Genomic DNA, 18,851 nt, shown 5'->3' on the forward strand with positions numbered 1-18,851 from the left:
ACGCCCGGTTACATTCCGAACCCGGAAGCTAAGCCTTTCAGCGCCGATGGTACTGCAGGGGGGACCCTGTGGGAGAGTAGGACACCGCCGAACAAATTGTGACGGGAAGCCCCGTGCCGGAAGGCACGGGGCTTTTCGCATTCCCGGGCCGGAAGCCCGCCAGATGATCAGGCGGTCGGCGGTGAGGGCCGTCTCGGACATCTGGTGGGAGGAGACGAGGACGGTGCGGCCCTCGGCGGCGAGGGACTTTAGGAGGGTGCGGATCCACAGGACGCCCTCCGGGTCGAGGCCGTTGACCGGCTCGTCGAGGACGAGTGTCGCCGGGTCGCCGAGGAGGGCAGAGGCGATGCCGAGACGCTGGCCCATGCCGAGGCTGAAGCCCTTCACCCGGCGGTCCGCGACGGCCGTCAGGCCGGTCGTCTCCAGGACCTCGGCGACGCGGCGGCGCGGCAGGCCGTGGGTGAGGGCGAGGGAGTGCAGGTGGGCGCGGGCGGTGCGGCCCGGGTGGACGGCGCGGGCCTCCAGGAGGGCGCCGACCCGGGTGAGCGGCGCCGGGTGGGAGGCGTAGGAGCGGCCGTTGACGGTGGCGCGCCCGCGGGTCGGCGCGTCCAGGCCGAGGAGCATGCGCAGGGTGGTGGACTTGCCGGCGCCGTTCGGGCCGAGGAAGCCGGTGACGGTGCCGGGGCGGACGGTGAAGGTGAGGTCCTCGACGGCGGTTCTCGCGCCGTACGTCTTGGTGAGTTCGTGTGCCTGGATCATGCCGTCGACGCCAAGGAGCGGGGCGCGGCGGGGCGTCCGACCGGGGGTGGGAGCGCGGGCGGGGCCGTCGTACCGGGGTACGACGGGATTATGCGGTTGCTCCGGGGCGGGGGCGGTGGGGAGGATCGGGGGATGACCTATCTGGTGCGCCCCGTGCGGGCCGAGGAGTGGCGCGAGGTGCGGGACCTCCGGCTGGACGCCCTGCGGGACCCGGCTGCGCGGCTCGCCTTCCTGGACACTTACGAGGCCGCCGTGACGCGGTCCGACGCGTACTGGCGGGAGCGGACCGAAGGCGCCGCTGAGGGCAGCGCGACCGGGCGGCAGGTCGTGGCCGTCGCGCCCGACGGGCGGTGGATCGGGTCGGCGACCGCGCTGCTCGAACGGCGCGGCCAAGAGGTGCTGTTCGGCGAGGTGCCGGAGGTGGACCAGACGCACCTCGTCGGCGTGTACCTGCGGCCCGAGGCGCGGGGCGCCGGCGCGGCGGAGGAACTGCTGCGGGCGGCCGTGGACTGGTCGTGGTCGCTGCGGGAGCCGGTGGTGCGACGGGTACGGCTGTACGTGCACGAGCGGAACGCGCGGGCGGCGGCGCTGTACCGGAAGGCGGCGTTCGCGCCGAGCGGGCGGTCCCTGCTGGTGGAGGGGGATCCGGGCGGGGTGGAGCACGAGTACGAGATGTGGCGGCCGGGTGTGCGCGTGGGCGCCGAGGAGGGGTCGCCGGGGCGCTGAGGGGCCGGCTGCCCCGTGCTGGGGGTTCCCTGGGTGGCCTGTGCCGCGGCCGGGCTCGTGGGTGGGCTGGTGGTCCCGGGGCCTGTGTCTCGGTCGGGTTCGTGGGCGGGGCTGGTGGTCCCGGGGCCTGTGTCTCGGTCGGGTTCGTGGGCGGGCTTACGGGGCCGGCGCGGTGAGGGGTTCCTGCCAGCGGGCGCGGGCCTGTTCCCGGGAGCGGAGCAGGACGAGCACCGGGAGGCCCCGGTCGTGGCCGGTGGCGAGGAGCTCCGGAAGGTGGGGGAGCGGAGCGACGGCGGCCACGTCGTCGAGGACCAGGGTCATTGGTGGGTCGAGCCGACCGTCGGATGACCGTGCGGCCATGCGGCGGCCGTGCTCGACCACGTGCGAGGCGAGGGCGGTGAGGAGGGGCATCGCCCCGGGGTTCGTCCGGGGGTCCTCGATCGGTTCGCCCACCACATAGAGGGTGCCCCCTTCGGCGGCGAATGATGCCAGGGTCAGCGCATCGGTTCGATGCGGGGTGCACGCCTCGCGGATGTGGACCGAGGAAAGGGCGGAGAGGGCACGGGAGGTCAGCGCCCGCGCGGCGTCGCGGCGTTCGGGGTGGGCGGTGAGCGCCGACTCCAGGAGACCGGCGTGGCTGTTGGTGGCCTTGGGGTGCGTACGGAGGATGCGTACCGGCTCGTGGGCCGTGCCGTGGTGCTGTGCCCAGCGGTGCACCTGCTTGAACGGCCGGCCGTCGACGGCCGCGGCGTGCAGCCAGCAGCGCAGCAGGGTCTCGGCCGTGTCGGCGACGGCGGCGTCCACGCGGGCCCGGGGGCGTACGGGGGCGAGGAGCGCGGCGGCGCGGGCCGCTGCCGTGGCGGTGTCGTCGCAGCCGTCCGCGGGCGACCAGTGGAGGCGCGCCGGGGTGTCGCAGAGGTGGCCCGGGTCGTAGAGGACGACCGGGCCCAGCTTGGCGCGGGCGTCCTTCGTCTCCGCCCACAGCGTGGGGTCGGACGTGACGACGAGGACGGGGCCCTCGGCGTCCAGGACGGCCTGGAGGGCGCGGGGGCGGCGGGCGGCGCGGTCGCCGTAGAGGAGGCGCGGAGCCGGGGTGCGGGGCGCCGGGAAGGCGGCGGGGGCGGGCGGGACGGTGGCGCCGCGGGGGAGGGGGGCCGGGGCGGCTTCGACCGGGGCCGTACGGGGCTCCGGTACCGGATCGGGCGCGGGCACCGGGGCGGATGCGGGCTCTGGTACGGGCGCGGGCCCTGGGGCGGGCGCCGGTTCTCGTACGGGCGCGGGCGCCGGGGCGGGTGCCGCGGCGGCCGGTTGCGGGGCGGCGGCGGCCGGGGTGGTCGGGGCGGTCGTCGTGGGGGCCACCGGGGCGGTGGCCGGGGTGACCGTGGCAGGGCGGCCGTGCCGGGCGCGGGCCGCCGCCCGTACCGCTCTCCAGCGGGCCACCGTACCCACCACGAACACCGCCAGCACCACGGCCACCATCAGTTCGCCGATCAGCAGCCCCCAGAACACCCCGTACCCGGGTAGCTGATCGGCCGGCGTCAGCGGCCACGCGCCCGCCAGGTCCTGCGGGTCGGTGACCAGGTGGCGCAGGGCCAGCGGGGTGCGGGTGAAGGTGACCCCCGGCGGCCAGGAGCCGTGCGCGAACAGCCCGGCCAGGCCGGTCGCCGTCCACACCGCCAGCGTCATGCCGAGCAGGAACCCCAGCAGTCCCACGAGCAGGCCGTCGGGGACGCCCCGCTCGGCGCCTCCGCCCCGTACGTCCGGTGCGCGGTCCACGTCACGCCACCGTCGACTCGGGCGAGCCGTTCATCTGCCGCTCCATGAGGGCCGCCCGCTGCTCCGCCTCCCACTCGGCGGCCTTGAGGTCCTCCGGCAGTTCGGGCGCGGAGGACTCGGTCATGGCGCGGTCGGTGTAGACGAGGGGCCGTTCCGCCTCGGTGACCAGGTGTTTGACGACCTGGACGTTGCCGTTGACGTCCCAGACGGCGATGCCGGGGGTGAGGGTCGGGATGATCTCCACGGCCCAGCGGGGCAGGCCGAGGACCCGTCCGGTGGCCCGGGCCTCGTCGGCCTTCTGGGCGTAGATGGTCCTGGTGGAGGCCATCTTGAGGATGGCCGCCGCCTCCCGGGCCGCCGCCCCGTCGACCACGTCGCTGAGGTGGTGGACGACGGCGACGAAGGACAGGCCGAGGCGCCGGCCGAACTTCAGCAGCCGCTGGAAGAGCTGGGCGACGAACGGGCTGTTGATGATGTGCCACGCCTCCTCGACGAGGAAGATGCGCTTCTTCCGGTCGGGGCGGATCCAGGTGTGCTCCAGCCACACGCCGACGATCGCCATGAGGATGGGCATGGCGATGGAGTTGCGGTCGATGTGCGACAGGTCGAAGACGGTGAGCGGCGCGTCGAGGTCGATGCCGACGGTCGTCGGCCCGTCGAACATGCCGCGCAGGTCACCGTCGACGAGCCGGTCGAGGACGAGCGCGACGTCGAGGCCCCAGGCGCGTACGTCGTCCGTGTCGACGTTCATCGCCGCCGCCGACTCGGGCTCCGGGTGGCGGAGTTGCTCGACGATGTCGGTGAGGACGGGCTGGCGGTCGGTGATCGTCTCGTTGACGTACGCGTGGGCGACCTTCAGGGCGAAGCCGGACCGCTCGTCGAGGCTGTGGCCCATCGCGACCTCGATGATGGTGCGCAGCAGCGCGAGCTGGCCGGTGGTGGTGATGGCCGGGTCGAGCGGGTTGAGGCGGATGCCGTCGTCGAGGGCGGCCATCGGGTCGAGGCGGATGGGCGTTATCCCCAGCTGCTCCGCGATGAGGTTCCACTCGCCGACGCCGTCCTCGCCCTGCGCGTCGAGGACCACGACCTGGCGGTCGCGGAAGCGGAGCTGGCGCAGGACGTACGTCTTCTCCAGCGCCGACTTGCCGTTGCCGGACTCGCCGAGGACCAGCCAGTGCGGGGCGGGGAGCTGCTGCCCGTAGAGCTGGAACGGGTCGTAGATGTAGCCCTTGCCGCTGTAGACCTCCCGGCCGATGATCACGCCGGAGTCGCCCAGGCCGGGTGCCGCGGTCGGCAGGTAGACGGCCTGGGCCTGGCCGGTGGAGGTGCGGACGGGCAGGCGGGTGGTCTCCACCTTCCCGAAGAGGAAGGAGGTGAAGGCTTCGGTGAGGACGGACAGCGGATCGCGCATCATCAGGCCCCTATCGTCCTATCGTCTCGTCCTGGTCGCCCGTACGGGCCGTGTGAGCCGTGCGGCCCGTACGGTCCGTGTGGCCGCCGCGGCTCCTGCGGCCCGTACGGTGTCGGTGTCTGCGGCCCGTACGGCGTCCGCGTCCGTGCCGCCGGCCGTCGGTTCACCGGCGGATGCCGGTCGCGAAGGGGAGCGTGTTCACGAACGCGCGGTGGTGTTCGCGGTCGCACCACTCCAGCTTCAGGTACGACTTGCCGGCGGACGCCCTGATCGTCCGCTTGTCCCGGGCGAGGGCCTCGGGCGAGCGGGACGACACGGTGATGTACCCGACGAGGTTGACACCGGCCGCGCCGCTGGCGAGGTCTTCACCCCGCTGGTCGAGCCTGCCGTGGGCGGCGATGTCACGGGGGTCGACGGTGCGGTTCATCTTGGCGGCGCGGCTCGCCTCGGCCTCGTCGTTCGTCTTCTCGGTGAGCATCCGCTCGATGGCGACCTCGGTCGGTTCGAGGTCCATGGTGACGGCGACCGTGCGGATCACGTCGGGGGTGTGGACGAGCAGCGGCGCCAGGAAGTTGACGCCGACGGGGGTCATCGGCCACTCCTTGACCCAGGCCGTGGCGTGGCACCAGGGGGCGCGGGTCGTGGACTCGCGGGTCTTCGCCTGGAGGTACGTCGGTTCGACGGCGTCGAGCTCGGCCGGCCAGGCGTTGCGCTTCGACATGGCCTGGATGTGGTCGATGGGGTGGTCCGGGTCGTACATGGAGTGCACGAGCGACGCGAGGCGGGACTGGCCCAGCGGCTGGCGGACGCGGATGTCGGCCTCGGCGAGGCGGGCGCAGATGTCGGTCAGTTCGCGGGCCATGACGACGGCGAGCCCGGCGTCCTTGTCGAGCCTCTGCCGCCTGCCGCCGGCGTGGCGGGTGGCGCGGGCGATGGCGTGGGCCTCGGCGGCCAGTTCGCGCGTGTAGTGCATGCAGGCGACGAGGTACGCGCGGTGCTGCTCGCTGGAGGTCGACACCATGGAGAGCAGCTGGTCGTACGAGTCGAGGAGCCAGCGCGGGGCGTGGGGGTCGCCGCGCTGGGCGACGTCCTTGGCGTGGGCGTCGGGGTCGGCGGGGAGGGTGCGGGCGAGCATCTGGATGCGGGTGACGAAGCCGTCCCCGTTGGCGACGTGCTTGAGGAGCGTACCGAAACGGTCCACCAGGGCTTCCTGGTCCTCGCTGTCGCGCAGGCCGACTCCGGGGCCCTCGATCTCGATGGCGGCGGTGACGGTGCGGCGGTCGGCGTGGAGGAGCACGGCGATCTCGTCGGGGCCGAAGGGGGCGGAGAGCCAGTTGATGCGGCCGATGCCGGGCGGGGGGCCGATCTCGACCTCGCGGCCGTCGAGGCGGGTGCCGGCCTCCATGGCGGCGGAGCGGTACGTGGTGCCCTTGCGGAGGACCCGCTTGTAGCTGCGGTTCACCTCGTACCAGCGGTAGAAGGTCCGGCCGCGGTAGGGAACGTACACGGCGGCGAGGGCGAGCATCGGGAACCCGGCGAGCAGCACGATGCGCAGCGAGAGGACCGGGACGAGGAGGCCGCACATCATGCCGACGAACGCGCCGGCGATGATCAGGGCGATCTCGCCGGTCTCGCGGTTCTTGCCGATGATCGCGTTCGGCCGGGCGCGGCCGATGAGGTACGTGCGGCGGGGCGTGATCGGATGGGACTGGGTCGTCACCGCCCTCCACCTCCTGAGCTGTTGTTGCTGTTGTTACCGGTGTTGCTGGTGCCGCGGCTGGTGTGCGGGCTGTTGGCGGTCGCCGAGGGGCTGGGCGCGCTGCGCGGCGGGGGCGTGCCCGTGGGCGTACCGCTGCCCCGGCCGCTGTGGGCGGCGACACCGCCGGAGACGGCGTGGGACCCGGCCGGGGCGCCGGCGCTCTGCTGCTGGTGGCTGCGGGAGCTGTGGGTCTTGATGCCCTGGGAGACCAGTGCGGCGGGGGAGGAGATGACGGCGGCGGCCTGCGCGCCGTCGGTGGCCTGCTTCCGGTTGGTGCGGGCGGTGGCGATCTCGTCGCCGAAGCCGGGCACGAAGCGGTAGATGGCGGCGGACGCGAAGATCGCCAGCAGGATGATCGCGAGGCCGGAGACGACGGCGGAGAACGCGTCGGGGCCGTCACCGGAGGAGAGCGCCCCGGCGAGGCCGAGGACGATCACGATGACGGGCTTCACCAGGATGATCGCGATCATGATGCCGGCCCAGCGGCGGACGTGGCCCCACATGTTCTTGTCGACGAGCCCCGCGTACACGACGGTCCCGAGGAGCGCGCCCACGTAGAGCAGGGCGGCGCGGATCACGAGCTCCAGCCACAGGATGCCCGCGGCGAGGATCGACACGAGCGCGACGACGATCAGCATGATCGGCCCGCCGCCGATGTCGTCGCCCTTCTTGAGGGCGGCGGAGAACGACCCGAAGAACTCGTCGGTCTGGCCGCCCGTACCGGAGGCGATGACCTCGGTGACGCCGTCGGTCGCGGAGACGACGGTGTGCAGGATCAGCGGCGTGAACGCGGAGGCGAGCACGGTCAGCCAGAGGAACCCGACGGCCTCGGAGAGCGCGGTGCCCAGCGGCACGCCCCGGATGGCCCGCTTGGCGACGGCGAGCAGCCACAGGACGAGGGTGAGGATGGTGGAGGCGGCGAAGACGACGGCGTACTGCTTGAGGAACTGCGGGTTCGTGAAGTCGACGGCGGCGGTGCTGTCGACGGCGGCGCTCAGCTTGTCGACGGTCCACGCGGCGGCGTCGGCGCAGCCGCGGGCGAGGGAGGAGAGCGGGTCCACGGCGTCGCCGGGTTCGAGGGGGTTGACGGAGCGGGAGGTGCTCCCGCCGTCCTCGCTCTCGCAGAAGTCGCGGGAGGGGCCGTGGATGAGGTCGCAGGGGTCGTTGCTCCGGCCGGGGGAGGGGGTGGGTGACGGGGTGGGCGTGGGTGCCGCCACGGCGTGCCCGGCCAACAGGACCACGGACGTCTGAACGGACACCAGCAGTGTGCCGAGGGCAGCGGCGCGGCGCCGGGCGTCAGCGGGCATAGGTGAATCCTCCGAACCCGATCACAGCGTCAGCGATTTCTTCTGCGCTGGAGGCACGGGTGTCACCGCCTACCGGGGCCGGCCCCTCCTTCTGCGAGTGGGACACTGCCTTCCAGTCGTTGTTCACCCACTCCAGCTCCATTGTGATGGTGAACCAGCCATTCGTGACCGGCTTGGTGGAACCCTCCCCGGCCAGGCCGAAGAGACCAGCGCACCAGACTTCGACCGTGGCCCGGCCACCGTTGAGACTCATGATCTTCGTACCGATGGGGGCCGTGCGGGAGACGAACGTGAACCCTTCGGGCGCGGTGCCGTCGGACTTGAGACCGACGTTCTGGTAGAAGGACGGCGAATACGCCTTGTCGAGGGTGCTCTGGAAGTGCTTCAGACGCGACGGGGTGATGATGGCGGTCAGGATCTCGTCGCGCTTCACCCTGTCGAACATCTCGGCGGAGCCGAGCGCCACCGCGTAGTTCGCCGCCGCGCTCTGTGCTCCCTGCTCGTCCCGGGCGAAGCCGGCCGGGATCGTGCCGTTCCTGCCGGTGACGGGTTTCGTGCCGGTCGCCGCCGTGGGCGCGGCGGCCCCCTCGCGGGGGCCCTTCGCGGTGTCCTCGCCGTCGCCGCCGCCGGAGCGGTTCGCGAAGGCGATCGCGGCGATCAGCAGGACGACCACGCCGACGACCGTCACCAGCGACCGCGAGGCGCGCGGCGGGCGCCGCGCCGGGCCGCCGAAGCCGTCGCCGAAGTCGTCGGCGGGCTCGTTCCCGGGGAGGCGGGTGCGGGTCCGCCCCGTGCCGCTCCGGCCGCCCCTGCCCCGGCCGCTCCCGCCCTCGTACTCGTCGCCGAAGCTCATGACGGGTACGCCTCCTCGAACGACGACTGCTGCCGTGCTGCTGTCCGCGACACGTGCGCGGTGGGGTGAGTGGACATCAGGAGACGCATCCTCTGCGGGCGCCGGAGCCGAAGGCGGGGCGGGCGGGGCGGGTTAGACGGCCATCCCGTACACGATGGTGAACAGCGTGCCGAGCGATCCGATGATGAAGACGCCGGTCAGGCCGGCCACGATCAGGCCCTTGCCCTGCTCGGCGCTGAACGTGTCCCGCAGCGCGGTCGCGCCGATGCGCTGTTTGGCCGCCCCCCAGATGGCGATGCCGAGGCACAGCAGGATGGCTACGGCCATCACGATCTCGATCATTACGCGGGCCTGGTTGCCCAGGCTTCCGAAGGGTCCCCAGTTCGGGGCGATTCCGCCAATGATGGTGGTGATGTCGCCCTTTTCGGCCGCCAGGTACATGTAACTCACCGCCCCTGTTCGGTAATCTGACACCCCGCCGGATGGCATGGGTCGTCAACTATCTTCGCTGATGGAACCGCCGGCGTACGACGTCTTGGCGGGTCTCTTTACCCGATCCCCGCACGTTTGACCGAGCCGACCCCTCTGACCTGCGTCGGTGGGGGATCGGGCTCGTACGGATACATGTGTGGTCACTCTGTGTATCACGGAGCGTGACTGCGGGCAATGACCGTCGTTGTCCCTTGGGTGGGAGTTTGTCCGTGAACGGCGACGCCGCCGGCGGAATGCTTCCGGCGGCGGCGGTTGCGCGGTACGCGGCGCGCGTGGGTGGGCGCGGGCTGATCGCCCGTCAGGGTCGGGGCTACCCGGTCTGGCTGAGGAGGAAGTAGCCCAGGACCACGATGGCGACGGCGGTCAGTGCGATGACGGCGATCGCGGCGGCCGTTCCCCCGGAGTCTCCGAGACGGCTCACCTTGTTCCCCATGGTGCTCTCCTGTGGTGCTGGCCCCGGCCTGGTCGTCGGCCGGGATGTGGCACAGCCGTTTGCGGCTGCACGCCCAGAGTAGCGCAGTGGTCCAGACCACTTGGCGGGGGTCGGTCGGAGGTCGGACGGAGGTGGAGGGGGGCCGGGTGGAGGGGTTCGGGGCGGGATGGGACCGGGGTGGCGCGATGGTCGCTCTCCCCGTGCGGCCTCATCTGACGAAGTGGAAGCGCCGGCCGTCACCGCAGGTCAGCGCGGGGTAACGCGGATTTGTCCCTCGGGGCCGCGCGGCAGGAAGGGGTGAGCCGAACGGGGCGCCGGGGTCGCCGGCCGTGCTGCTCACGGTCGCCGTGACGGCGGTGGCGGCGGCACTGGACGGGGTGGACGTTCCGGGTGGCGCCGGGCCCCTCCTGTTGGCCCGATGTTCATGTGCGTACACCGGAACCGCCCGGGCGGACGGCCCGGGCGGCAGTCGCCGGCCCGCGGGGCGGCCGGCCGCGGTCACCCGCGGGCCCCCGCAGACCACTCAGCCGCGGTCGCCCCTCCGCGGCCCCCGTGGGCGCTCCCGTACGGCCGGGTGTCGACCCGACCCGGTCTGACCGATCGCGCTGGTCGGCAGGCCCCCGCGCAGCCGGGTGTCGGGGCGGCGGGGAGGCCGCCGAGGAGTTCACCGGCAGGCCACCTCCCCCGCCCAGTCGGATGTCGGACCGTCACATCTGCTGATTTTCGGCTGTGGTGGGCCTCCGCACCTGCTCGGGTGGGCGTCCGGCGCCTAAACTGGCGGAGGCGCGGATGAGGCCCTACTGCCGACGGGGGTTTTGACGGTGCGTAAGACGTGGCTGGTGGGCGGGGTCGTCTTCGGGGCCTGCCTGAGTTTCGTCGCGCTCCTCGTCGTCGGCACCTACATCGTCGCCGCCCAGCTCGTCGGCGGGGGTGGCGTGCGAGGGGTCGTCGGGCTGGCCAAGGGGGCCGTCCCGGCCGCGTACCAGCCGCTCGTGCAGCGGTGGGGGAACCTCTGCCCGGCCGTCAACCCGGCCTTGCTCGCCGCGCAGTTGTACCAGGAGAGCGGCTGGAACCCCCGTGCGCAGAGCCCCGCCCAGGCGCAGGGCATCGCGCAGTTCATCCCCGGCACCTGGGCCGCGCACGGCGTCGACGGCGACAAGGACGGCGACCGGGACGTGTGGGACCCGAACGACGCCATCCCGTCGGCCGCCTCCTACGACTGCTCGCTCGCCACGTACGTGAAGGACGTGCCCGGCGATCCGACCGACAACATGCTGGCCGCCTACAACGCCGGGGCGTACGCCGTCATCAAGTACGGGGGCGTCCCCCCGTACAAGGAGACGCAGAACTACGTCCGGATCATCCGCTCCCTGGAGAAGAGCTTCGCCCGGCCCGTCGGTCCCGTCGAGCCGTCGCGGCAGGCGGCCGGGGCGATCTACTTCGCGCAGAAGCAGCTCGGCAAGCCCTACCTGTGGGGCGGCGAGGGCACGCCCGAGCACGGCGGCCGGTTCGACTGCTCCGGGCTCACCCAGGCCGCGTACAGGACCGTGGGCATCGACCTGCCGCGCGTCGCCAACGACCAGTACAACGCCGGGCCCCACCCCTCCCGGGACGAGCTGCTCCCCGGGGACCTCGTGTTCTTCTCCGACGACCTGACGGACTCCCGGGCCATCCGGCACGTCGGCATGTACGTCGGCGGCGGGTACATGATCAACGCGCCCTACACCGGCGCCGTCATCCGCTTCGACAAGATCGACACGCCGGACTACTTCGGCGCCACCCGCGTGACCCGGGACGGGGCGGAAGCCCTGCCGCAGCACGGGACTGACGCCTGATCGGGCAGACCCGGCCGCAGCGCGGGGATCTCTCTTCGGTAACGTCGTGTGAGCGTTCCGTGGAGGGTGGAACGTACCCTCCGCGCGGGTCGTTCCCCCGACTGACCGCACCCACCGCACCGCAGTACAAGGCAAGGGGCCGCAGCGCATGGCCGGACTCGCATCGGACGGCACGAACCCCGATGTCAGCCTGCTCTACGACATCAACGGGCTGGCGAAGGCCGCCCCGGGCTGGTTCGACCGCGTCATGGGGTTCGTCGGCGAGTACGGGATCATGCTCGGTCTCGTCCTCGTCGCCCTCTGGTGCTGGTGGAGCGTCCGGCGGCGCGGCGCGCCGGAGGACTCCGTCGCCGCGGCCGCCGCGATCGTCTGGGCGCCGCTCGCCGCCGCGGTCGCCGTGCTGGTCAACGTCCCGATCCGCGGCTTCGTCGAACGGCCCCGGCCGTTCTACGACCACGACGGGCTGGAGGTCCTCGTGGAGGGCAAGACGGACTTCTCGTTCGTCAGCGACCACTCCACCATGGCCATGGCCATCGCCGTCGGCCTGTTCATCGCCAACAAGCGCTTCGGCCTCGCCGCCATCGCCCTCGCCCTCGCGGAGGGCTTCTGCCGCGTCTACATGGGTGTCCACTACCCGACCGACGTCGTCGGCGGCTTCGCCCTCGGCACCGCCGTCGCCCTGCTCCTCGCCCCCGTCGCCCTGGCGCTGCTGACGCCGCTCGCCTCCGCCGTCGCCCGCTCCCCGCGCGCGGGGTGGCTCGTACGGTCCCGGAAGGCGACCCAGGGCGGTGCGCGGCACGAGACGGTCGAGTTGACGGACCCGCGCCGGGAGCCGGACGGCGGCGCGGAGCGCGACCTCGCCGCCTAGCCGTTCCAGCCGCACGGCCGTTCCGGCCTCCTGGCCGTTCTGCCCGGGGCGGCCGGGCCGGGGCCGGCTACGGCGACTGGGCGTGGGCGAAGAGGCCCGCAGGGTCGTACCGGCCCCGCAGCGCCGCCAGGCGGTCCGCCGCCTCCCCGTAGTACGCGCGCCGCCAGCCGGCCAGTGCCGGGTCCGGGTAGTTCTGGTACGCCCGCCCCGACGCGTACCGCCGCATCGCGTCCCGCGTCCGCCGCAGCCACCGCTCCTGTGCCGTTCCCGGCGTGCCCGGGCGCCACGACGCGTTGTACTGCGCGAGCATCCGCGACCGGCGGTGGACGAACGCCGTCGCGGACGGGGCGACCCGGTTCACCGCGCCGCCCAGCGCCGTCAGCGCCACCGAGCCGCCGCCCCCGCCCTCCTCCACCGTCGTCCGCGCGAACGACTCGACCGCCGTCGTCAGCGCCGCCCGGGCGGCCCGCGGCAGCGGGCGGTCGAAGAAGTCCGACAGCGCCGTGTACGTCTCCCGGCCCAGCGCCCCCCGCGGGCTCCGCCCCGGCAGCGAACCCGGCAGCCGGCACTGCTCGTCCGTCAGGTCGGCGCACCCCGCGAACGCCAGCATCGCCTCCAGGAACCCCCGCTCCCGCAGCGCCACCGACGGCGCCGGGGCGCCCACCCGGTCCACGAGCCGGTCCAGCGCGTCCTCCAGGTCACCGCGACCGCCCAGGGTCAGCGCCGTCACGGTCACCGACGGGGTCCCGCCGCCCGCGCCGGCCGACAGGTGGAGCTGCGACCAGACCTCGTCCGGCTGGTCCGGGCCCCACTCCTGCCAGGCCGCCAGCACCGCCCGCGCCCGCGGCCAGGGCCAGCCCAGGTAGGCGGTCACCGTGGGCGGCGCCGGGTGCGTACGGAACCGCAGCCCCGTCACCACGCCGAATCCGGCGAGCCCGCCGCCGCGCAGCGCCCACAGCAGGTCCGGGTCCTCGTCGGCGGACGCCCGCACGGTGCGGCCGTCTGCCGTCACCAGGGTCGCCGCCTCCAGACTGTCGCAGGTCAGGCCGTACGCGCGGGAGACGACCCCGTGCCCGCCGCCCAGCGTCAGGCCGGTCACCCCGACCGTGGGGCACGAGCCGGCCGGCACGGTGCGGCCCCGGGCGGCCAGCGCCCGGTACACGGACACCAGCCGCGCGCCCGCCCCGACGACGGCGCCGGACCCGCCGTCCGCCTCCACCCCCGCCAGCCGCGACACGTCCACGACGAGCCGCCCGTCGCCGCTGGACCAACCGCCGTACGAGTGTCCGCCGTTGCGGGCCGCGACCCGGATGCCGTGGCGGCGGGCGAACGCCAGGCACTCCCGTACGTCCTCCTCGCCGGCCGGGTACGCGACCGCCGCCGGGCGCAGGCCGTCGAAGCGGCGGTTGTAGAGCTGGCGCGCCGTCGCGTACGCCTCGTCGCCGGGCAGGACGAGGAGCCCGTCCAGGCCCTCGGCCAGGGCCTTCCAGGAGGGTGCCCGACCCGCCCCGGTCGACGGGGCCGGGGAGCCCGGAGGGGGCGCGGAGGAAGAAGGGGAGGGAGGGGCGGAAGGGACGGACGGGGAAAGTGGGGAGGAAGGGGCGGGGCGCGGGTCCGCGGGGCCGGGCCCGGCGCAGCCCGCCGTCGCGGCCAGTGCCGTGGTCAGCCCTGTCGTCAGGCCCGTGGTCAGCAGCGCGCGCCGGTCCATGGCGTCACTGTGGCACGGGCCGCTCCTGCTCCGACACGTGCGCGACGGATTCCGGTCCGTGCGCGACGGTGTTCGGCCCGTACGCGACGGCTTGCGACACGTGTGCGGCGGCGTCCGTCCGGGCCCGTTCGCGGGAGCGGCGGGCCGGGCCCGACCAGCCGCAGGTGCAGCGCGCCAGGGCGAAGGCGCCGCGTTCGATGGTGTTCGTGTGGTGCGGGACGCCGGTGACCGGCGGAGGCGGGGACGCGTCATGCGGGTGCACGGGGTCCACGGTACCGGGGGTTCCGGAAGGCGTGACGGGTGGCGGGAGCAGTCGTTATGCGAGTGGGTCGTCCCCCGGTCGTGGAGGCCGCGGGCCGAAGGGCGGGGGGTTCGGCAGGCAGCGGCACGGTGTTGGGGGTAGGCAGGCGATGGTGGTGCGGAAGCTCAGGCGGGCGGGTGGCGCGGACGCCGTCACCGCCACCGCGGCGGTGGTGGCGGCGGTGGCCACGGGACTCACCGGGTGCTCGCCGGGCGCGGCCGACGCCGCCCCGCCCGCAGGGGCGGTCGTCGCGAACGGGGGGAAGGCCGGCGACGGCGCCGCGGGCGGGTCGCTCGACGCCGTGCGCGCCGTGCCCGGTCTGCTGGTGCGGGCCGGCACGTCGAAGGCCAGGACGGCCCTGGAGATGGCGACGGGCGGGACGCGGCTCACCATCGAGGGCGAGGGCGGCTACGACTTCCGCGCCGGGCGCGGCCGGGTGCGGGTGCTGCTCCCCGAGGACGGCGACCGGCCGCGCCGGAGGATCACGGAGCTGTTCACGCCGGGCGCGCTGTACATGAAGAACCGCGGCGCCGGCGTCCCCGCCGACAAGTGGGTGCGGATCGACACGACCACCCTCGCCGACGGCAACCTGGTCACGGGCGGCGCCACCGACCCGGGCGCGGCGGCCGAACTGCTGCGGGCGGCGCGGCGCGTCACGTACGTGGGCGAGGCCCGCATCGGGCGCGTGCCGGTCGCGCACTACCGGGGGACCACCGACATCGCCGCCGCGGCGAGGCTCGCCCCGCCGCGCGTGCGCGGGGCGCTGGCGGCCGCGGCGAAAGGGTTCGCCACGGACACGGTGCCGTTCGACGCGTACCTGGACGAGGAGGGGCGGCTGCGGAAGGTCCGCCACCGGTTCAGCTTCACGAACGGGGAGCGGGAGGTCGACGTGGAGTCGACGACGGAGCTGTACGGGTTCGGCGCGCCCGTCGACGTGCCGCTGCCGCCGCAGCGGGACATCTACGCCGGGAAGATCGCCGGTTGAACCGGGGGCCCGGACGTGGACCGGAAGCGGAGCGGGCGCGGAGTGGGCGCGGGGCAGGCGCGGACCGGCCGCGGAGTGGATGCGGAGCAGGTGCGGACCGGCCACGAACCGGAAGCGGAACAGGCGTGGACCGGAAGCGGAACAGGCGCGAACCGGCCGCGGAGGGCCGCGGGAGGCCATCCGGACGGCCCCGAGAATGGTCCGGACGAGTCATGCGAGGTGCGTGTCGCGCTCCCTACGCTGGGAAGCCGACACCGGCTGGAAGAGGTGAACGCGCGTGGCTCGGCCCCTCCGTACGACGACCGTCCAGGACCACATGGCACTCGCCGAGATCGAGCTGTGCGGCGATCTGATGATCGCCGCCTCGGCGACCGAGGCGGAGCGGCTCAGCGCCGACCGGATCGACGAGGTGCTGAAGGTGTCCCCGGGAACCGGTCGTTCCGGAGGCGGCCCGGCCGGGGCGTGAGCGGATGCGCCGGTGCGTACCGCGGGGAGGGACGTACCGGCGGGGAGGGGCGATCGGTTTCGGACAGATCCGAAAGTCAGGTCCGCAGCATCCGGGCGATCGCCTTCGTGGCCTCCTCCACCTTCGCGTCGATCTCGTCGCCGCCCTTGACCGCCGCGTCGGCCACGCAGTGGCGCAGGTGCTCCTCCAGCAGTTGGAGCGCGAAGGACTGCAGCGCCTTCGTCGACGCCGAGACCTGGGTGAGTATGTCGATGCAGTAGACGTCCTCGTCGACCATCCGCTGCAGGCCCCTGATCTGGCCCTCGATCCGGCGCAGCCGCTTGAGGTGTTCGTCCTTCTGCTTGTGGTACCCGTGCACCGCGTGATCGTGGTCACCGTGGGTCCGCTGGGCCTCCGTGACCGGAAGGCCGGCCGGCTCGGTGGTCGTCATGGGGGTCCTCCCGTGGTCCACAAAGGGCGGTATACCCCTCGCGGGTATATGGTACCGATCCTCGCGGGATTGTGCGGGGCCGGTTCTGTTCTCTGTGTCCGATGCGCGACACTGAGGAACGCCGGTTCGCCGTGGCCGGATGATGCGCCTAGCATCAGCCTGACCGACATCCATGCACCGAAGGACCCCACGTGCGCTTTCGTCTGACCCCCCGGGAGACGAGCTTCTACGACATGTTCTCCGCGTCGGCGGACAACATCGTCACCGGCTCGAAGCTCCTGATGGAACTGCTGGGAGCGGAGGCGTCCGCGAGGGCCGACATCGCGGAGCGGATGCGGGCGGCCGAACACGCCGGGGACGACGCCACCCACGCGATCTTCCACCAGCTGAACTCCTCCTTCATCACGCCGTTCGACCGCGAGGACATCTACGCCCTGGCCTCGTCGCTCGACGACATCATGGACTTCATGGAGGAGGCCGTCGACCTCGTCGTCCTCTACAACATCGAGGAGCTGCCGAAGGGCGTCGAGCAGCAGATCGAGGTGCTGGCCAGGGCCGCCGAGCTCACCGCCGAGGCGATGCCGCACCTGCGGACGATGGACAACCTCACCGAGTACTGGATCGAGGTCAACCGGCTGGAGAACCAGGCCGACCAGATCCACCGCAAGCTGCTCGCCCAGCTCTTCAACGGCAAGTACGACGCCATCGAGGTGCTGAAGCTGAAGCAGGTCGTGGACGTGCTGGAAGAGGCCGCCGACGCCTTCGAGCACGTGGCGAACACGGTGGAGACCATCGCCGTCAAGGAGTCCTGAGGTCCCGTGGACACCTTCGCACTGGTCGTGACCGTCGGGGTCGCGCTCTTCTTCACGTACACGAACGGCTTCCACGACTCGGCGAACGCGATCGCCACGTCGGTGTCGACCCGGGCGCTCACGCCGCGCGCCGCGCTGCTGATGGCGGCGGTCATGAACCTCGCCGGCGCCTTCATGGGCAGCGGCGTCGCCAAGACCGTCAGCGAGGGCATCATCGCCACGCCGATCGGCGACAAGGGGATGGGCATCCTCTTCGCCGCGCTGGTCGGGGCGATCGTCTGGAACCTGATCACCTGGTACTTCGGCCTGCCCTCCTCGTCCTCCCACGCGCTCTTCGGCGGCATGGTGGGCGCGGCGCTGGCGGGCGGCACGGAGGTGATCTGGTCCGGGGTGCTGGAGAAGATCGTCATCCCGATGTTCGTGTCGCCGTTCGTCGGCCTGATCATCGGTTACCTGGTGATGGCCGCGATCATGTGGATCTTCCGCAAGGCGGGGCCGCACAAGACGAAGCGCGGCTTCCGGATCGCGCAGACCGTGTCGGCCGCCGCCATGGCGCTGGGCCACGGCCTCCAGGACGCCCAGAAGACGATGGGCATCGTGGTGATGGCGCTGGTCATCGCCGACGTCGAGCAGACCGGGGACCCGATCCCGCTGTGGGTGAAGGTCGCCAGCGCGCTGATGCTGTCGCTCGGTACGTACGCGGGCGGCTGGCGGATCATGCGGACGCTGGGCCGCCGGATCATCGAGCTCGACCCGCCGCAGGGGTTCGCCGCGGAGACGACGGCGGCGTCCGTCATGTACTCGGCGTCGTTCATGTTCCACGCGCCGATCTCCACGACGCACGTGATCACGTCCGCGATCATGGGCGTGGGCGCGACGAAGCGGGTCAACGCGGTGCGCTGGGGCGTCGCGAAGAACATCATCCTGGGGTGGTTCATCACCATGCCGGCCGCCGCGGTGGTGGCGGCGGTGAGCTTCTTCGCGGTGCGGGTCTTCTTCGGCTAGCGGCCCCCGCCGCGGTACGGGACGGAAGCGGGCCCGCCCCCTCTGGGAGTGAGGGGGCGGGCCCTTCGTCGTGCGGTGGCACCGCCATGCAGCACCGCAGGACGTCTGTGGGGCGGGGAGGGTCAGCCGAAGCGGCCGGAGATGTAGTCCTCCGTGGCCTGGACCGACGGGTTGGAGAAGATCCGCTCCGTCTCGTCGATCTCGACCAGCTTGCCGGGCTGGCCGACGGCGGCCAGGTTGAAGAACGCGGTGCGGTCGGAGACGCGGGCGGCCTGCTGCATGTTGTGGGTCACGATGACGATCGTGAACCGCTCCTTCAGCTCGCAGATCAGGTCCTCGATCGCCAGGGTGGAGATCGGGTCCAGGGCGGAGCAGGGCTCGTCCATCAGCAGGACCTCCGGCTCGACCGCGATGGCGCGGGCGATGCACAGGCGCTGCTGCTGGCCGCCGGAGAGGCCGGAGCCCGGCTTGTTGAGGCGGTCCTTGACCTCGTTCCACAGGTTGGCGCCCTTGAGGGAGCGCTCGACGACGTCGTTGAGGTGGGACTTGCGGTACTTGCCGTTCAGCCGCAGGCCCGCCGCCACGTTGTCGAAGATCGACATGGTGGGGAACGGGTTCGGCCGCTGGAAGACCATGCCGACCGTGCGGCGCACGGCGACCGGGTCGACGTCCTTGCCGTACAGGTTCTGGTCGTCCAGCATCACCTTGCCCTCGACGCGACCGCCGGGTGTGACCTCGTGCATCCGGTTCAGGGTGCGCAGGAACGTGGACTTGCCGCAGCCGGAGGGGCCGATGAAGGCCGTGACGGAGCGGGGCTCGACGGTCATCGAGATGTCGTCGATCGCCTTGTGGTTGCCGTAGTACGCGGAGAGGCCGCTGACGTCGATTCGCTTGGCCATCTGAATCACTTCCCAGGGTGCTCCGC

At 72.8% G+C, this 18,851-nt stretch carries 18 protein-coding genes, 1 rRNA gene and 1 pseudogene; 8 read left to right on the forward strand and 12 right to left on the reverse strand.

Features of this window, described 5'->3' with window-relative positions; all coding sequences use genetic code 11:
• Positions 1-93, forward strand: a 5S ribosomal RNA gene (gene rrf, locus AC07D6_RS13480); the annotation flags it as partial.
• A 69-nt stretch (positions 94-162) separates the two neighbouring features.
• Here rrf and AC07D6_RS13485 read toward each other — a convergent pair.
• Positions 163-759 (reverse strand): annotated as a pseudogene (locus tag AC07D6_RS13485) (ATP-binding cassette domain-containing protein); the annotation flags it as partial.
• Positions 760-891: 132 nt separating this feature from the next.
• On the opposite strand from AC07D6_RS13485, the gene AC07D6_RS13490 reads away from it, so the two are divergent.
• Positions 892-1,485, forward strand: coding sequence for a GNAT family N-acetyltransferase (locus AC07D6_RS13490; protein WP_315880268.1), 594 nt, complete (start codon positions 892-894; stop codon positions 1,483-1,485).
• 156 nt (positions 1,486-1,641) lie between these two features.
• On the opposite strand, the gene AC07D6_RS13495 is transcribed toward AC07D6_RS13490, so the two are convergent.
• The 7 genes from AC07D6_RS13495 to AC07D6_RS13525 form a co-directional block, all read right to left on the reverse strand.
• Positions 1,642-3,261 carry a type IV secretory system conjugative DNA transfer family protein gene (locus tag AC07D6_RS13495; RefSeq protein WP_479044058.1) on the reverse strand — a complete coding sequence of 540 codons (1,620 nt, stop codon included), beginning with the start codon at positions 3,259-3,261 and terminating at the stop codon, positions 1,642-1,644.
• A gap of 1 nt (position 3,262) precedes the next feature.
• Entirely contained in the window at positions 3,263-4,672 is a 1,410-nt protein-coding gene (locus AC07D6_RS13500; RefSeq protein WP_315880267.1) for an ATP-binding protein, read from the reverse strand.
• A gap of 163 nt (positions 4,673-4,835) precedes the next feature.
• Positions 4,836-6,392, reverse strand: coding sequence for an SCO6880 family protein (locus AC07D6_RS13505; protein ID WP_315880266.1), 1,557 nt, complete (start codon positions 6,390-6,392; stop codon positions 4,836-4,838).
• Positions 6,389-7,738, reverse strand: a complete 1,350-nt coding sequence (locus AC07D6_RS13510; RefSeq protein WP_479044061.1) for a hypothetical protein — start codon at positions 7,736-7,738, stop codon at positions 6,389-6,391. Before AC07D6_RS13510 ends, AC07D6_RS13505 begins: the two co-directional genes overlap by 4 nt.
• A complete protein-coding gene (locus tag AC07D6_RS13515; RefSeq protein WP_315880264.1) occupies positions 7,728-8,591 on the reverse strand; it encodes a hypothetical protein in 864 nt (287 codons plus the stop codon). Before AC07D6_RS13515 ends, AC07D6_RS13510 begins: the two co-directional genes overlap by 11 nt.
• Before the next feature lie 132 nt (positions 8,592-8,723).
• A complete protein-coding gene (locus AC07D6_RS13520; RefSeq protein WP_149179851.1) occupies positions 8,724-9,032 on the reverse strand; it encodes a hypothetical protein in 309 nt (102 codons plus the stop codon).
• A 361-nt stretch (positions 9,033-9,393) separates the two neighbouring features.
• On the reverse strand, positions 9,394-9,516 hold the full coding sequence (locus AC07D6_RS13525) for a hypothetical protein (RefSeq protein WP_315880263.1): 123 nt from the start codon (positions 9,514-9,516) through the stop codon (positions 9,394-9,396).
• A gap of 821 nt (positions 9,517-10,337) precedes the next feature.
• Here AC07D6_RS13525 and AC07D6_RS13530 point away from each other — a divergent pair.
• Both AC07D6_RS13530 and AC07D6_RS13535 read left to right on the forward strand, forming a co-directional pair.
• Positions 10,338-11,351 (forward strand): C40 family peptidase, encoded by a 1,014-nt coding sequence (locus AC07D6_RS13530; protein WP_479044063.1) that lies wholly within the window; start codon positions 10,338-10,340, stop codon positions 11,349-11,351.
• 148 nt (positions 11,352-11,499) lie between these two features.
• Positions 11,500-12,219: a phosphatase PAP2 family protein gene (locus tag AC07D6_RS13535; RefSeq protein ID WP_479044065.1), complete on the forward strand. Its 720-nt coding sequence runs from the start codon at positions 11,500-11,502 to the stop codon at positions 12,217-12,219.
• 67 nt (positions 12,220-12,286) lie between these two features.
• Here AC07D6_RS13535 and AC07D6_RS13540 read toward each other — a convergent pair whose 3' ends face one another.
• Complete coding sequence (locus tag AC07D6_RS13540; RefSeq protein ID WP_479044067.1) at positions 12,287-13,927, reverse strand: FAD-binding oxidoreductase; 1,641 nt, start codon at positions 13,925-13,927, stop codon at positions 12,287-12,289.
• 4 nt (positions 13,928-13,931) lie between these two features.
• Positions 13,932-14,189, reverse strand: coding sequence for a hypothetical protein (locus AC07D6_RS13545; RefSeq protein WP_479044538.1), 258 nt, complete (start codon positions 14,187-14,189; stop codon positions 13,932-13,934).
• 148 nt (positions 14,190-14,337) lie between these two features.
• Here AC07D6_RS13545 and AC07D6_RS13550 point away from each other — a divergent pair, with 148 nt between their 5' ends.
• Together AC07D6_RS13550 and AC07D6_RS13555 are read left to right on the forward strand one after the other, a co-directional pair.
• Positions 14,338-15,213, forward strand: coding sequence for an SCO4651 family lipoprotein (locus AC07D6_RS13550; RefSeq protein WP_479044069.1), 876 nt, complete (start codon positions 14,338-14,340; stop codon positions 15,211-15,213).
• A gap of 277 nt (positions 15,214-15,490) precedes the next feature.
• The gene (locus AC07D6_RS13555; protein WP_315880271.1) at positions 15,491-15,679 is read left to right on the forward strand and encodes a beta/alpha barrel domain-containing protein; all 189 of its coding nucleotides are present in this window, start codon (positions 15,491-15,493) and stop codon (positions 15,677-15,679) included.
• Between the two features lie 76 nt (positions 15,680-15,755).
• On the opposite strand, the gene AC07D6_RS13560 is transcribed toward AC07D6_RS13555, so the two are convergent.
• Positions 15,756-16,109, reverse strand: a complete 354-nt coding sequence (locus AC07D6_RS13560; RefSeq protein ID WP_315880257.1) for a metal-sensitive transcriptional regulator — start codon at positions 16,107-16,109, stop codon at positions 15,756-15,758.
• Between the two features lie 191 nt (positions 16,110-16,300).
• On the opposite strand from AC07D6_RS13560, the gene AC07D6_RS13565 reads away from it, so the two are divergent.
• A complete protein-coding gene (locus AC07D6_RS13565) occupies positions 16,301-16,921 on the forward strand; it encodes a DUF47 domain-containing protein (RefSeq protein WP_189533102.1) in 621 nt (206 codons plus the stop codon).
• Between the two features lie 6 nt (positions 16,922-16,927).
• Entirely contained in the window at positions 16,928-17,926 is a 999-nt protein-coding gene (locus tag AC07D6_RS13570; protein WP_315880256.1) for an inorganic phosphate transporter, read from the forward strand.
• A gap of 122 nt (positions 17,927-18,048) precedes the next feature.
• Here AC07D6_RS13570 and pstB read toward each other — a convergent pair whose 3' ends face one another.
• Complete coding sequence (pstB, locus tag AC07D6_RS13575) at positions 18,049-18,825, reverse strand: phosphate ABC transporter ATP-binding protein PstB (protein ID WP_479044073.1); 777 nt, start codon at positions 18,823-18,825, stop codon at positions 18,049-18,051.
• Positions 18,826-18,851 lie beyond the last annotated feature (26 nt).

Source organism: Streptomyces sp. NPDC045287 (genome assembly GCF_056432325.1).